The sequence below is a fragment of the Arcobacter sp. AHV-9/2010 genome, from assembly GCF_004116575.1.
Taxonomy (GTDB): domain Bacteria; phylum Campylobacterota; class Campylobacteria; order Campylobacterales; family Arcobacteraceae; genus Aliarcobacter; species Aliarcobacter skirrowii.
The window spans coordinates 325,973-341,338 of the sequence record NZ_PDKH01000002.1; the positions used below are offsets into that span (position 1 = coordinate 325,973).

Here is a 15,366-nt window from a genome sequence, read left to right on the forward strand (position 1 = left end):
ATAAATGAGTTTATATAATTTATTAAGTAAAATACGAAATTATAAAAAAAGGAAATAAGTGATTAATATAAAACTAGAGTTAAAAAATGTTGTTGAGCAAACAATGATTCCAGAATCTAAAGCTTTTTTAGATGAGTTAAATGAGCTAATATCAAGCAATAATGCTTGTGATGATGATATTGAAGCAAAAAAAGATATGGAGTCATTTTTACAAGAGTTAAATGCTATTTTAAATGCTATTGAAAAAGATGAAATTACAGATGAGCAAGCAGCTGATATTTATGAAAAAATCATTAATATGCTACAAGAGCATGAAGATGAGGAGTAAATACTATATTTTTAATAGCTCTTTCATCTTTTGGAAAAAAGTTATTAATCTTTAGAAGATTTGATTCTCTTCTTCTAAATCAAACAACGCTCTTGAGCTTATTGCAATTACAAGTTTGTTGTTTAGATTATATGACATTTTTTGATTCTTTATATTTTTGTTTAATTTATTCTTTTTGTATCTTCAAATTCAAATACAAAATCTTCATATTTTAATATATCAATTTCACCACTATAAGTTGTTTCATCATAGGTAATTAACTTATATTTATATTTTTTTTCACTATCAAAATTTTCAAATGCTCTAAATTCTCTTTGTCTTGTTTTTTCATCTTCTATATTATATGATACTTGATAAAGTCTGTTTTCACATCTAAAATCTATCTCATAGTTTTCTTTTATATATGTAAGCTCTTCACAAAATTTATTTAGTACAACAAATACTTCATTTTCTAACATAGCCCCATTATTTATAGTTCTATTTATACCTAAATTTAAAAAACCATTATCACTTAAATAGACTTTTTTAGCCGATTTTATCTGTTCTGTCATCTTCGTGTGATACGATGAAATAGTATGTATTAAGAAATTATCTTCAAAATAGTTTATATACTCTTTTATAGTTTTTGCATCTATATTTATTTTTTTTGCTAAACCCAAATAATTAAGCGATGAAGTTGCATTTGATACTATATAGTAAAACAGATCTTTTAGTTGTGATGAGTTTTTAATATTGTATCTTGGAACAATATCCTTAAAAATAATATCTTCTGCAATATTTTTGAGTATATCTTTCTTTATTATCACATCATCTGTACTTATTACATCATAATATCCACCCCATTTAAGATACTCATCTTTTGCTCTAGATATTTCTATTTTATTTGATATTTGTTCTAATCTAGAGCCATAAGATATATTTTTAAATTTTAAAAACTCCGTAAAGCTAAAACTATAAACCGATATTTTAAGGACTCTTCCAGTTAAAACAGTTGCAAAATCACTTGTAAGTAGTGATGAATTTGAGCCTGTGATAATAAATTTGATATTGCTATTTTCATATTTTGATTTTACAAATACTTCCCAATTTTTAAATATCTGTATCTCATCTATAAAAAAATAGATTTTTTGTGATAAATTTGGATTAGCTAATTTTAGATAATTATCAAATATTTCTGCTAAATAACTTGCATCTTGTTTATAAGGAATAAACTCTGGTTTTTCAAGATTTATAAAAAATATATTTTTTGCTTCAACAGTTTTTAAAAGCTCTTTTATCACAAGCTTTGCTAGAGTACTTTTACCAACTCTTCTTGCACCAATAAGTGCTACAATTTGTTTTGTAGTTAAGTATGAAAGTACTTTTGGCAATAATTCACGACTTATAAAATTATCATAAGCATTTAAATTGTTCCAGTGTGGGTTATCTTCTAAAAGAATTGATTCCATATATTTTATCCTTTTTAGGAATGTATTCTGTATATTAGCATATTATTTATAAATATCTTAACAATTCTTTTATTCTATCTATAAAATATTGCTCTCTTTTAATAACTCATTTTCAATATCAAGTGGAATAATTTTAATATTTCCTTCATTTCCAAAATATTCAAATATTCTACTTTTTTCCAAATAATCTGATTTTGGATAATAGATTCTTAAACTCATAAGTTCGCAAATATCATCTTTATAATTCTCTTTTTGCTCTTTTAAAAATATATGTTTATATGCAAATAGTTGATAAAAATCACTTTGAGAAAAATCATTATCTTTTTCTATTAACTTCCATTTTGCATCGGCTACACAAATAACTTGATTATCTTTTTTTATTAAAAAATCAGGTCTTACTGTAAATAGTTTTTTTACAAAATCAACTCCTCCATTTTGAGCTTCTATTTGCAGATGCGAATATCTTTTTTCAAGCCACCACTGTACAAAACACTCAAAAAGTTTTTCCATTGGATACAAGATAGCAAATGCAATAGTATCTCCACTAAAAGAGCTAAAAGACTCTTTTTTTAAAAATACTTTAGACCAAATCAAAGCATTTTTATAGTGTTCCATTCCACGACCTGTTTTAACCATAGAAAAATCTTTATCAACATTCAAAGACAATTCAATCCAATTCAAATGTTGCATATATTGTCTTATTTTTCTTTGATTATCAAAATCTCTTGAAATATTTGAAAGTAATTTTAAAGTTGATTTTATAAGTCTATTTTCTGCTCTATTTTGATTATAATCATCATATTGCACATAAAATCTCTCTTTGTGAACACTATTTCTTTTTATCTGTTCATTTATTAAAAGTTTTCCTTTGAGATAAAAAAGATTATCTTCGCACCCTACATAATCGGACTTTATTCCTTTTTTTATGATAATTCCAACTTCTTGTAAAAACATAAAAATAAATATTTCAAAAATCTCTAAATTTTTGATTCGTTCAAAATTTGCACTATCAATATTTTTATAATTTGGTAATTTATAAAGCAGATGTAAAAGCTTCATAAAGATTTGTTTTGATTTTTCAATCTCTTTTTCTTTATTTACTTCTTCATTTTTACTTACAGTTTTTGGCAATATTTCAAGTATAAATCCATTTGTAGTTTGAATAGTTCCTACATAGCTTTTTGCTTGTAAATATCTACCATTGCCTGTAAATTGTAAAACATCTTTACCTTTATCTGTTTTGGCAAATGATTCTAACTCATCATAGAATTTTTTATCTATTTTTGCACATAAGAACTTATTTGATGGCTCAATTTCATATCCAATAAGCCCAAATTCACTAATAGATGCTTTATTATTGTTCTTCATTTGAATTTACATCATCTGTTTTATCAACTTCTATTTTTTTTGATAAATTAACATTATCATCATATATCTTTTTAAAATTAGCTATTTCCCAATTTTTATCACTTACTTTATAGATTTTTTTACCATTAATTTTAGTAATATTTTTTAAATAATCACTATTTGATTTTTCCTCTTCTATCATTCCATTCTTATTTAAAACCAAATCTATATTTTCCCAATCTTCATAAAAATACTCTGCAAGAAGTGGAATAATTTTATTTTTAAATGCAAATTTCAAATCATCTAAAGTTTTAACATCTATCAAATACGCATGTCCTATTGTATGGTCTCTATCGTATAGATACTCTATTCTTGTATTTATAGCTTCAAGTAATTTATCAAGTTCAATTCCTGTATCAGTTTCATCATCTTTTGAAACTTGAACTTTAATTTTATCTTTACTCAATAAACTAGAATTTGGAGCCATCTCTTCAAAAACAAATCTTCTTCGTAGAGCCGTATCAATTGGAGCGATACTTCTATCAGCTGTGTTCATAGTTCCTATAATATAAAGATTTTGTGGCACTCCAAATTCATCTCCACTATAAGGCAATTTTACTTTTATCTCTTCATCTGCATCAATTCTTTTTGATGGTTCAATAAGTGTAATAAGCTCTCCAAATATTTTAGAAATATTTCCTCTATTTATTTCATCTATAATTAGAACATAATTTTTAATAGTGTTATCTTCTAAAGATTGTGGCTCTAACTTCTCAAAAATACATTTTGCAATTACTGGTTGATAAGAGAAATGCCCACGCGTATTATCAAAATCTTGTTTTTCTAAATAATCTAATATTGATTTTCTAGACAATGAATGTTCATTATTTTGAGAATTCTTTACTTTAACTTTTTCATTAATAGATATTATTTCAAAATCAATACCTGTTAAAGTTTTTAATTTTTGATTTTCTTTAAGAAAATCTTTAAAATTAATATTTTCTAGCTCAAACTTAATATGATTTTTTTGTTTAGCTATTTCACAAAGTTTTTTAAAAATACCTGCTTTAACTTCATAAGTTATTTTTTCATCTTTTGTTTCTGCTTTTATTCCCTCAACAAACTCTTCATATCCATAACTTTGATGAAATGTCACAAACTCTATTTGTCCAGCTTTTTTGTACTCTTCAAATTTTGCTTTTAACTTTTCTCTTTCTTCTTTTGTATGAGTTTCTTTTTCTAACAATTTTTTAATTTCTTCATTTGGCTGTTGTTCTATAATAATCTCCAAAGCTTTATTTATAGTATTGTAAGTTTTCCCAGTCCCTGGACTTCCATATAATATTTGGTTTAGTGGTATTTTAATTTCATTATTTTGCACTTTTTCTCCTTCTTTTATATCAAAATTTTTATCTAATCTTTTTAAGTTTTTTTCAAAATCGTCCATTGAAATAAAAAAATTATTTTCAAAATCATTTTGCTTAATTACCTCATCACATATATTTTTAAATTGTTTTATATAATAATTTAAATTAGTATATAAATCATCCTCTTTAAAAGTAAAATTTGTATATCCACTATCATAATGTGTAATTTCAAATAAATCTAATTCTTTCAATTTCTTAATAATATCTTCATATATTTTTAATTCTATTTCATTTGTTCTACCTTTTGTAGTAATAACAATTGACTGTTTATTTTTATCTAATGACACTGAAAAACCTATTGTATTAATCATGTGCCCACTTCCAATTTTATACAATGGTATATAAATATAAGTTTCATCACCTTGAAATTTATATCCACTACATAATCGGCATTTTGAAATATTCTCTTTATGAGAGTTATGGTTTTTCCTAGTCGCAAATGTAAAAAATTGGTTTTCTTTTCTATAATTAATTAAATATTTAAATAGCTCATTATGTTTCTCTATTATTTGTTCTTCACTCATCTAACACACTCCTTTAATTTTTCTAAAACTTTAACCATCGCCAAAGTATCAAGTTTACAATACTCTAAAAGCGAATCCCTATATCTTTGTTTCAACGCTTCATCAGTTATTTTTGATAACTTTACAAAAGCTTCCATGGCTTCTCCACCATTGTGGATTAAATCTAGCTCTTTATAAGCATTTTCAAACTCAGGAACGAGTGATGGAAGTACATATTTTATAGAGTAGCTTCCTTTCATATTTGGATGGTAGTAATCTTTATTAGCAAATGGAGTCATCAAATCTTTGCAGTTATCATGAATAGCCATCAAACTATTGCTTAAATTTGGAAATAAACTTGCCAATTTTCTTATAACACCTTTTTCAAATCCCATGTTATATGCAAGAACCGTAACATTTGATGGAATATCTTCTACAAGCTTTTTGGCTATTTGCTCTCTTGGATCAACTCCATCGGGTGCTAAAAACTCTTTGTGTTCAAGTCTTCCATCTTTGTGTTCAATATGTAGTGAGTATTGAAAAGGAATTTGTGCATATGGACTAAGTCCTACAAACTCTGGAATTGCTTGTTGAAAAGTCTCAAAATCAAGATGGTATATTGGGTAACTCAAACTCTCTAAAAACTCTTTTATAGCCTCTTTATTTATTATCGTTTTATTTTCAAGTTCTAATTCTATTTGTATTTGTTGAGAAACAGAAAAAGAGTCAATATTTTCTATTTGTGAAAACTCTAAAATACCATTTTTATAAAGTTCAAATTTCTTTTTACTTTGAAGTCTTGAAATATCAAATATAGAGTATTTAGGAATATGTGACCAGCAATAATTTTTGGCATCACACTCATATGGGGTCATTACAATGAGTTCCTATATCTATATTTGGTTCATCTTCTTTTGAAAGAGTTTTTCTAAATATTTCAAGATTGTTTTTTATATTTGCTTGCAGCTCTTTGATTTCATAAGTTACATCAACTACACAAAAAAGTTGATTTATATCCAACTCTTCAGCTCTTACATAGTTATTGTTTATGTGTATCACATTTACTTTTTTTACATCATATCCCAAACCATTTAAAACATAGTATTGAACAGATGCATCGTGAAGATATATATCTTTAATTTGTGTTGAGCTTTTTACTTCATTTATAATTACACTATTATCTTTTATATTTAAAATATCAACCATAATCAAAATACCATCAAACTCAAATGTAGCTTCATAGATATTTTGAGTCCCTTGATTTATATAATCTTGAGTTAGAGTGATTTTATCTTGAAAAGTAGTATTAAGATAAGGTATTTCAACACCATTTGGAAAAAGCTTACAAGCCAAATCTCCAACTACATTTCCATTTTCAAAAATAGCTTGTGCTGCTACATCAGGTGGTGTTAAAACATCTTTTTTGTGTTTTTTTAGCCAAAGAGATTTTTGGCACTGTATTGCTCTTGTGTAGAGTGATTTTGATAATTTCATTTTATATTCCCTTAAAAATTGGACTTAATTCTATCTATTATGATATTTTACTTTTATTAATTTATCAGCTCTTTTTATTTAAATACTCTTCTATATCTTTTGCAATCTCATCAATAGCCAAACTAGCTTTTTTGTATAAAACTTTTGAGTATAGTTTGTCATTTAAAAATACGCTTTTTTCTAAGTTATTTAAAATAGAGATTTTTATTTTTGAAGTTAAAAGTCTATCTGTATTTATAACAGCTCCACTAGTTCCTATTACAACTAAAACTTCACAATCATAAAACTCATTATACATATTTATATATTTTGGAGCATCTTCACCAAAAAAGACAATATTTGGTCTTAAAAAGCCACTACATTTTGGGCAAGTTTCATGCTTTTTATACTGCTCTTCATATCCTATATTTAAAATTTTATTACATTTTACACATCTAAGTTCTTGTAAAAAACCATGTAAATGAAGTACATCTTTACAGTTTGCTTTTTCAAACATATCATCAACATTTTGAGTAATAACTGCAATATCATTTGGGTATTTAGTTTTTAATTTTGCTACAACTTCATGAGCATAATTTGGTTTTTTATCTTTTAGATTTACTCTTAACATATCATAAAATTTTATTGTATTATCTTTATTAAAATCCAAACAACCACTTACACAAATATCTTCAATCTTATGATTTTCCCAAAGTCCATCTTCATCTCTAAAAGTAGAAATTCCACTTTCAGCACTAATTCCTGCACCACTTAAAATAATTATTTTTGCCAAATTTTAATCCTTTTTATCGTCTCTACGAACTATAATATATCTTTTATTTGTATTAAAATAATTATAATAAACTATTTTAAATCTCTTTTAAATACCCTTGAACCCTATTTTTAATCTCATCAGCCAACCATTGAGGTTCAAGAACTTTTATATATGGAATATAGTATAAAATAAGTGGAATTATTTCCATTTCATTTGATATTTTTATCTCTATTTCAATTGAGCCATCTCTATCAACACCAATTATACTTTGACCTCTAAGTGGTTTTCTTTCAAAATATTTTCTAATTTGTTTATCTATAAACAATCTTACACTAAACTGAACATCCAGATTAAACCAAACACTATTTGCATATTTTAATCTCTCTTCAACTATAACAGGAATTTCAAATTTTGAATTAAGTAGCTCTATCTTTTTTATTGTTTTTAGATGATATTTTTTAAAAGTTTCTTTATCTTTTTTAATATGAAGAGCAAGCAAATACCAAAAACCATCAAAGAATGCTAGTTTTAGGGGTTTTACATGGAAATTATATTTTTCATAATCAAACTTTATCTCAACTTTTTGCTTAATTGCTTTTTCTATTTGTTCAAACAAAGCAACAGTTTTATCTTCTAGGTATTCACCATTTACATTTGCAAATATTGGATGATCTAGTTGTTGAGTAATTTGAGATAATAAAGAGTGAGCTTTTGAGTAAAAAAGATTTCCAGCACTTTTTGCCATCTCATCTAAAATACCTAAAATTAATCTCTCATTTGTATTTAAATCATCATTTTCAAATTTTGGATCTATTTTCCAAGTTCTTCCCTCTTTTACAGCTCCCAAATCACTTAATACTTCATACAAATCTCTTTGAATTGTTTTTGTACTAACATCTAGTTCTTTTGATAACTCTGTTATTGTCATGCCGTGAACATTGTTTTTTAGCATTGCGTAAATTTTATTTATTCTGTTGTATTTACTATTATCATTTTGTTTTTGAATAATTTTTGACACTATTTTCCTTTGTGTAAAATAGTTTTTATTTTACATAACATTTATTAAATATCTATAAATTTAGACATTTTATTGTCCTATATTTTAAAATATTTATAACAATTTTTAATCTGAAAGCTCATCATCCCACATTTTTTTTACTGCTTTGTAATTTCTTAAAGCGATTTCATAACTAACAGACCAAAAAACTGCATCTTTTGAAAGTGGATTGCCTAATTCATCTTCATATTTTTTACAAATTGCATTATAAACTTCATCATCTCCTTCACAATCAATAGCAATAGTTCCTAAATATGGATAAACCATATATCCAGGACTTACAATATCAAATACTTCTTCAAGTTTTACATTAGGAAAATTATCTTTCATAAAATTTATAAATTCATCTCTAGCAACATTATTTACAAACTTTTCATTTAAATATCCAAATATTTCATTTTCTGCATTTTCATCAGAATTTTGTTCATTTCCAAAAGCATATTTATCATTATAACTGTGTTAAAAACCATAAAATGGGTCTCTTTTTTTCTTGTTATAGCAACATATTCGGCTAATGTTTTTAATAATCTTGGCATTTTTTGTTCCTCGTGTTTGTTTTAATTATCAATATTTAACTATTGTAACTTTCATAGCTATCACATTTTAAATATTTATTAAAAAGTTTACAAAACTATTTGGACATAAAATAGTCCTAGTAAGCAATTAAAATTATAAAAAGTAAATCAAAAGGTTTTTACAGTGGAGAATATTTATAGTTTAGTATTGAAAGATTTTTTCAAAGCTAATGAGATTTTAAAAAACAAATCATATTTAATAAATGCAAATGACGATATTTTTAGCTAAAAAACTTCCTACGAAGATAGAATTTCTTAAGACATTACATCTTTTAGAATCTCTCTAATCTTGTAAAATTCCCCATTTTCTGTAAAAAATTCATTAAGTTTTTGATCTATTATTAATTTTAAATCATCAAAACTTTTTTCTGCTATTTCTTCTTTTGAGATAATCGATATTGACCAAATCTGATTCCATTTTTTTGATAAATTTTTTCCTGGCTTAAACTTATTATTATTGGTTGCAATTTCAAATAATTTATCTCTAAACTTTTCATTTTTGGAAGGTCCAATAATTAATTTTAGATTTAATCCACCATAGATACTATTATGAAACTCATATAATAAAACATTTTTACTCGTAGTCCAACCTTCACCATTTTTTTGTTCTACATTTAGCCAACTACTATCAGAAAATCTAATATATGATTTACTCGAATCATCTAATTTAATTAATTCAGTCATTTGAATATATTTTTCTTTTAATTGCAATTGTAAATATTCACTAATTTGACTAAATATATCAGGCTTATGATTATTTAAAATATCTAATGCTTTTCTATAAGTAGAATTTTCCCATATCTGCAAACATAATTCTTTTAATTTTTTATCTTCCACGATACCATTCCTTTTTAAAGTGTCTGTATAACTTTCAAATATAATTTTGGTTTTTATTGAAATATCTTTATTTTTTGAGATTTCATTTAATGTTTCAACTATCATTTCATGATTTGCTTTAAGCCAATTATCTTTTGATGGTTCATTTAAATCAATAGTTAAAAATATAAAATATTTTTGATATTTTGGATATTTATGATTAATAATATTTTCATATTTTTGGAGTTGTCCACCATCTTCTCCATTTGTTCTTTCACCTGCAAATATTTTGTTTTCAATAGCAAATAAAACTTTATTTGCTTCATCAACTATAAGTAAATCAATATTATCTTTTTCTCTATAAATTACAATATCTTTTCTATGTTTTGATAAATATAAGTAATCTTGTAAATTCTCAACTTCGTTTTTTTCATTGATTTTTTTTAAAAAACTTTCTAATATTTTATATTCTAAATTATGTTCTGTGTCACTAAATAACCATCCTAAAATATTTGAATGTTTAATCTCTTGATTTCCCATTCCCGTTATTTCAAGAATATTAAAATCTAAAACATTATTATTAATATCTTCAAACAATTTCTGAACTTCATCATCAAATATAAAGTTTTTTACAATATTAAATTCGTTGGACATACATCTCCTTAGGATTTTTTTCATTTTAAACTTTTAGGACTTAATTCTAAATAATATTCTTAAAAAATTCAAAGGAAATAAAACATTTCCTCTTATTAAACAAACTCCCACAATATAGATTTAGATTGATAGTTCTTTTTTAAATTTTATTGGATTTAAATATTTAATAGTTTTAACTATTTGATCAAACTTATCTTTTTGAATATGTTTTTCTTTGTTTTTCAAGTTCCTTGCAAGATACTTCCTTTTAATCAAAATTTTCATCTATTTATGACCTTCTTCATTCATCTCATCACTGTCATCTTCATAAGATGGTGCAAACTCCATATCAGGATATTTTTCTTTTAGCTTTTCGTAATTAAAGATTGAATCTAATCTATGAATTTTTCTATTTATATAAGCATAAGAGATCTTATTTTCAGTTAATCTTGTTGATTCTCTTTCAAACTCTTTTATAGTCAATCTATAAGCTTTTGTATAAAACACTTCAGCAGCACTTTTTTCTTGTGATTCCATAGAGTATATCCACCAATAATATTTATACATTCTTGGGTTTGGATGGAGATTTGAACCTGAAACAAAAATAGCCATAAAGTCTAAATTCCTATCTTTGAGTCGTTTTATTGCATTTTCTTTTGTGATTAATTTTGATGCTATCATATAATTTTTCCTTATTTAAAAAACCGATAGAAATTTTCAACAACGAACAATATTCAAAAATCAACATGGTAGAAACAATAAGCAACAATAAAATGCAGTTTGAAACTGCAAGCACCATAATTTAATTTTTAATTTTCTTCTATCGGGTCATTTGAATAGTGAAATAAATCACTAAACTTTATGTAAAACAATGGGGAATGACAACTCCCAAAATCTATTTTACAATCCTAATAAATCTTTTGAACTATCAAAAAACTCAACAACTAACTTTTTCTCAGAATTAATTTGTGAGATTTCTTCTTCATGCTTTAGAATCCTTGATTTTATAGTTTTTAACTCTTTTTCAATCACTTCTTTATCCCAGAATTGGTACTCAAATACAAAATCTTCATTTCTCTCAAATACACTATCTTTTAGTTTTTTAAGCCTAGAAACAATATCACCAAGTGGTGTTTGTGAAGCTTTTGACTTTAAAAGATAACTTTCCAAAAGTTTTATATGCTCTTTTTTCTTGTTTATATAATTTAGTTTATTGCTAAGCCCATTTTTTACATTAAATTCAAAAATTGCCTCTTTTAAGTCAGCAACATCTTCCAAAACTTCCAAAGTAGAAATATGTCGATATACTTTCTCACTAATTTCATCTTTTATTAGTTTTTCCAAATCTTTTTCATCATTTACTAAAATTGAAGCATAAGTTAGTTCAAATTTATTAAGTTTATTACTATCTGAATTCCCACTAAACTTCATAGAGTATGAAGTATCTTTCATATTTGAAGTTTTAAAAGTTTCATATTTTTTTAGGCTTTCCAGAAGTTTGTGAGCTTTATTTGCTGTTACTTCAAAAGCTGTCTTTTTTGATAGAGTTAAGTTTGTCATATCATTCTCCTATTTGTTATAAAAGCATGATACAAACTTATGTGGACAGTTTTTTGTCTATTTTATTATAAATTTTCACTCCAACACTCAATCAAACTATCTAGAAAAATCTTCTGCTTTGGATATTTTTTTACAAACTCTTCTATCTCATTTTTTGTTAATCTTATTGCTTCACTGCACTCATCTATGATAGTTTCATATTCAGCATTTGTAAGATTACAACTAAGCTTTGCAAAGTTTTTATAAGTTTTTTCTTTCCACCAAAGTTTTCCATCACTAAGTCTTAAGGCTGGAATATCATTTTTAATATAAACTTTTGTAGTTATAACATCATAAATTGGAGCTAAAAATGAATCATTAAAATCATTTTTATATAAAATCCCATAATTTTTTAAATGAGCATCACCATTTTTAAGCAAATGATTCATAACTAAAGATTTAAAAAATATTTTTAGAGACTCTTTTTTATATTGAGGACTTATTATATCTTTTATAACTCTAGCGCACTCTTCATAGCTTCCTTCATATTTATTTTCAACTCCTCTTGCAGTTAATACACACATATCTTCAAATCCAAAATATGTGCCATCTTCTAAAATATCAAATCTTTTCATAACAAACATTTTAAAATCATCGCTTATATAAAACTCTGGAGTTGGAAGTTTTGCATAAGAACATGCTTTCATACAAAAATATTCATTTAAAGCTAAATTTGGGTAATTATTTTCCCATGATTTAACTATATAATTTTCAAATTTCATTGTTGTTTTATCAAAAGCTTTTAAAAGTAACTTTGGCTGAACACCTGAAACTCCAGATTTTATAGCAAATTTAAGAAGAAGTTCATCAAACAAATTTTGTTTTGAAGAGTTTAAAATATCATCTAAATTTAGATTATCTTTTATCTCTTTTATCTCTTCAAATTTAACACGACCTAACATATATGGACCAATTAGTTTTAACATATTTATATCAGTCATAGTCTCTATTTTTGAGAAGTGATTTTTAATACTCTCTTTTAAAGCACCTTCTGGCATATTCATTTGAAATATTGGATGAAGTTTTTTACTATTCCAGCTAGCACTTCTTATTGGCATTGTAAGGCTTACAATATCTTTTGCATTATCTTTATAATTAAAAATATATGTATCATTTTCAAAATTTAAAGTTCCTGTAATATTTTTATTTACAAAAACTTTTAAACCATTTGTAGAGCTATCTTGCATTTTTTAACTCCTCTTGTAACTCTTCAAGAGTTTTTGGTCTTCCTTTTGGTCTAAGGGCAAATTCAACTCCAAGTAAATCCAAAATATTTTCAACTTTTTTAATCCCAACCTCATCTATAAAACCATTTTCTATTTTTGAGATTGTTCTTTTTGTGATACCTGAATATTTTTCTAAATCATCTTGAGACCAGTTTTTCTCTTTTCGCAAGGTTTTTATCTCTTTTCCCAAATCAAATAGAGTCAATTTTTGCTCCTAAATAAGAAATATATTTCATATATTATTGATTTTATACTTAAATATGAATTATACTTCATTTTAAAAACCCCACTTTTATATCATTTTCATCCTTTTTAAATGAAGTCTCTTCTTTTATATAATCTAAAATCTCATCAAAATCAAACTCTTTTTGATTTAAAATTTTATTTATCAAATATTTTCTTGTAACATTTTCAATCTGTCCACCACTTAAATCATATTTTGATAATTTTTCATAAATACTATCTTCTAAATCACCCAGTTTTGATTTCCAAATATGCTCTCTTGTTTTAGCTGTTGGTCTATCAAATTTGATTTTATTTAAAAATCTTCTTGAAAAAGCATCATCCATATTATCTATTAGGTTTGTTGTTGCCATAAAAATACCTTCAAAGTTTTCTAGCTCTTCTAGTAAAATATTTTGCATAGTATTATTCATTTGAGAAACTGCATCATTTACATCTAATCTTTTTGAGATAATCGCATCTGCTTCATTAAATAGCAAAATTGGTTTTGATTTTAAAACTTCACAAGCTCTTTTATACTCATCAAATATTGCCTTAGTATTTTTCTCACTCTCTCCTACCCATTTTGATTGAATTGAGCTAATATCTACTTGAAGCACATCTCTTTTTGTAAGTTTTGCTATCTCATAAACAGATGCTGTTTTACCAGTTCCTGCAAATCCATAAAATATAGAGACAATTCCAGATGGCAAATTTGCTTTTTTTAAATCTTTTACAATTTTATTAAAGTTTTTACTTGAACATGCGTTTTTTAATTGATCTATATCTTTTGCTACTCTTTCATCCAAAAATATCTCTTTTTTCAAAGTATTAAATTTAATATGTTTTGTAAACTGTGCCTTAAACTCTTGTTTTTTTGTTTTATCTTTTGATTGCAGAAGCAAAGAAATTGCTTTTTGTGTTAGTTGTATATCAGTTGATGAATCAAAAAAACCACTTCTCTCTTCTAGTTGCACCAATTTATCTTTAAAAATATTCAACTCCTCTTTTAAAATAGATTCTAAATATCTTGCTCTATGTGATAAATCATCAAAAAAAAGTTCGCAAATTCTATTTGCTCTTTCACCACTATTTCCATCAATATACTCATAAATAAGGTACATTAAGATTAATTTCTCTTTTGTAGAATACTTAGAGATAGCTTGTGTAAATTCTTGTTTTATATCAAGTTTTTCAAAAACTCTATTAGCTTCAGAAATTAATCTATATTCATTTAATTTTTTATCATCTTTTTTATCAATTAAATCTGCAATAACATTTACAACACTATATATATCACTAAAATCAATATCCTCTAAATAGTCATAACCTAAAATTAATTTATTAAAAATCATATCATCTACATTAAATTCAGGATTTATTCTTGAGTTTCTTCCTTTTCTTCTTTCAGCCAATGCAATAAAACCTTTTTTTTCAAGTTTATATGCAACATTTAAATATTTTAAGTACTCATCACTTTCTAGTTTAAAATCTTTTTTAATATTAGAAAAATCTGTTGAATACGAATCTTGAATTTGATAAGAGATAACTATTGATAAAATCATTGCTTCATCAATAGTTAAATTTAGCTCTTTTTGAATCTGTTTAATTGTTTTGTTTGTTCTACTATTTAAGAAAAAACTCTCATCATCTTTTAGTATTGATAGTTTTGAATATAAGCTTTGCATTTGATAAACTCCTAATTTTTTATATTAGAAGTTTAATATTTTAAGTGGACAGTTTTTTGTCTTATATATTATTTGTTCATAAAATTATCTGTTTTTATAAAGAGTAAGTATATTATTGTGGCGAGAAGGTAGAGGAATCGAACCTCTCTCGGCGTTTACACAAAAACCGACAATCAGGGTTGAAGCCTGTGGTGCTCACCAGATACACAAACCTTCCATAAGATTAAAATAGTATAATAATACTCTTTA

The 15,366-nt window shown here is 25.2% G+C and carries 17 protein-coding genes and 1 tRNA gene; 1 reads left to right on the forward strand and 17 read right to left on the reverse strand.

Translation table 11 applies throughout. The features are described 5' to 3' along the window. The first annotated feature begins 58 nt into the window (after positions 1–58). The gene (locus CRU94_RS05430) at positions 59–328 is read left to right on the forward strand and encodes a DNA repair protein Rad50 (RefSeq protein WP_129105789.1); all 270 of its coding nucleotides are present in this window, start codon (positions 59–61) and stop codon (positions 326–328) included. Positions 329–379: 51 nt separating this feature from the next. On the opposite strand, the gene CRU94_RS09805 is transcribed toward CRU94_RS05430, so the two are convergent. The 17 genes from CRU94_RS09805 to CRU94_RS05500 form a co-directional block, all read right to left on the reverse strand. Beyond that, positions 380–466, reverse strand: a complete 87-nt coding sequence (locus CRU94_RS09805) for a 5'-nucleotidase (RefSeq protein ID WP_375153676.1) — start codon at positions 464–466, stop codon at positions 380–382. Positions 467–489: 23 nt separating this feature from the next. Further along, positions 490–1,776 (reverse strand): ATP-binding protein, encoded by a 1,287-nt coding sequence (locus CRU94_RS05435; RefSeq protein WP_129105790.1) that lies wholly within the window; start codon positions 1,774–1,776, stop codon positions 490–492. Positions 1,777–1,854: 78 nt separating this feature from the next. Next, positions 1,855–3,144 (reverse strand): McrC family protein, encoded by a 1,290-nt coding sequence (locus CRU94_RS05440; RefSeq protein ID WP_129105791.1) that lies wholly within the window; start codon positions 3,142–3,144, stop codon positions 1,855–1,857. Next, entirely contained in the window at positions 3,131–5,074 is a 1,944-nt protein-coding gene (locus CRU94_RS05445) for an McrB family protein (protein ID WP_129105792.1), read from the reverse strand. Before CRU94_RS05445 ends, CRU94_RS05440 begins: the two co-directional genes overlap by 14 nt. Then, the gene (locus CRU94_RS09770; RefSeq protein ID WP_309109237.1) at positions 5,071–5,928 is read right to left on the reverse strand and encodes a DUF2779 domain-containing protein; all 858 of its coding nucleotides are present in this window, start codon (positions 5,926–5,928) and stop codon (positions 5,071–5,073) included. The genes CRU94_RS05445 and CRU94_RS09770 overlap by 4 nt, the downstream gene beginning before the upstream one ends. Beyond that, positions 5,915–6,547, reverse strand: coding sequence for a hypothetical protein (locus CRU94_RS09775; protein WP_309109238.1), 633 nt, complete (start codon positions 6,545–6,547; stop codon positions 5,915–5,917). The genes CRU94_RS09770 and CRU94_RS09775 overlap by 14 nt, the downstream gene beginning before the upstream one ends. A gap of 64 nt (positions 6,548–6,611) precedes the next feature. Next, the gene (locus CRU94_RS05455) at positions 6,612–7,319 is read right to left on the reverse strand and encodes a Sir2 family NAD-dependent protein deacetylase (protein WP_129105793.1); all 708 of its coding nucleotides are present in this window, start codon (positions 7,317–7,319) and stop codon (positions 6,612–6,614) included. Between the two features lie 76 nt (positions 7,320–7,395). Next, the gene (locus tag CRU94_RS05460) at positions 7,396–8,319 is read right to left on the reverse strand and encodes a helix-turn-helix transcriptional regulator (RefSeq protein WP_129105794.1); all 924 of its coding nucleotides are present in this window, start codon (positions 8,317–8,319) and stop codon (positions 7,396–7,398) included. 105 nt (positions 8,320–8,424) lie between these two features. Then, positions 8,425–8,688, reverse strand: a complete 264-nt coding sequence (locus tag CRU94_RS05465) for a hypothetical protein (protein ID WP_129105795.1) — start codon at positions 8,686–8,688, stop codon at positions 8,425–8,427. Between the two features lie 47 nt (positions 8,689–8,735). After that, positions 8,736–8,894, reverse strand: a complete 159-nt coding sequence (locus tag CRU94_RS09605; RefSeq protein ID WP_164966571.1) for a hypothetical protein — start codon at positions 8,892–8,894, stop codon at positions 8,736–8,738. 294 nt (positions 8,895–9,188) lie between these two features. Continuing rightward, the gene (locus CRU94_RS05470; protein ID WP_129105796.1) at positions 9,189–10,427 is read right to left on the reverse strand and encodes a PD-(D/E)XK nuclease family protein; all 1,239 of its coding nucleotides are present in this window, start codon (positions 10,425–10,427) and stop codon (positions 9,189–9,191) included. A gap of 240 nt (positions 10,428–10,667) precedes the next feature. Next, positions 10,668–11,063 (reverse strand): hypothetical protein, encoded by a 396-nt coding sequence (locus tag CRU94_RS05475; RefSeq protein WP_129105797.1) that lies wholly within the window; start codon positions 11,061–11,063, stop codon positions 10,668–10,670. A 219-nt stretch (positions 11,064–11,282) separates the two neighbouring features. Further along, complete coding sequence (locus CRU94_RS05480) at positions 11,283–11,942, reverse strand: hypothetical protein (protein ID WP_129105798.1); 660 nt, start codon at positions 11,940–11,942, stop codon at positions 11,283–11,285. A 65-nt stretch (positions 11,943–12,007) separates the two neighbouring features. Next, positions 12,008–13,168 carry a type II toxin-antitoxin system HipA family toxin gene (locus CRU94_RS05485; protein ID WP_129105799.1) on the reverse strand — a complete coding sequence of 387 codons (1,161 nt, stop codon included), beginning with the start codon at positions 13,166–13,168 and terminating at the stop codon, positions 12,008–12,010. After that, the gene (locus tag CRU94_RS05490) at positions 13,158–13,412 is read right to left on the reverse strand and encodes a helix-turn-helix domain-containing protein (RefSeq protein ID WP_129105800.1); all 255 of its coding nucleotides are present in this window, start codon (positions 13,410–13,412) and stop codon (positions 13,158–13,160) included. Before CRU94_RS05490 ends, CRU94_RS05485 begins: the two co-directional genes overlap by 11 nt. A gap of 67 nt (positions 13,413–13,479) precedes the next feature. After that, positions 13,480–15,117 carry an ATP-binding protein gene (locus CRU94_RS05495; RefSeq protein WP_129105801.1) on the reverse strand — a complete coding sequence of 546 codons (1,638 nt, stop codon included), beginning with the start codon at positions 15,115–15,117 and terminating at the stop codon, positions 13,480–13,482. Between the two features lie 118 nt (positions 15,118–15,235). Further along, positions 15,236–15,334, reverse strand: a tRNA-Sec gene (locus tag CRU94_RS05500). Between the last annotated feature and the right edge of the window lie 32 nt (positions 15,335–15,366).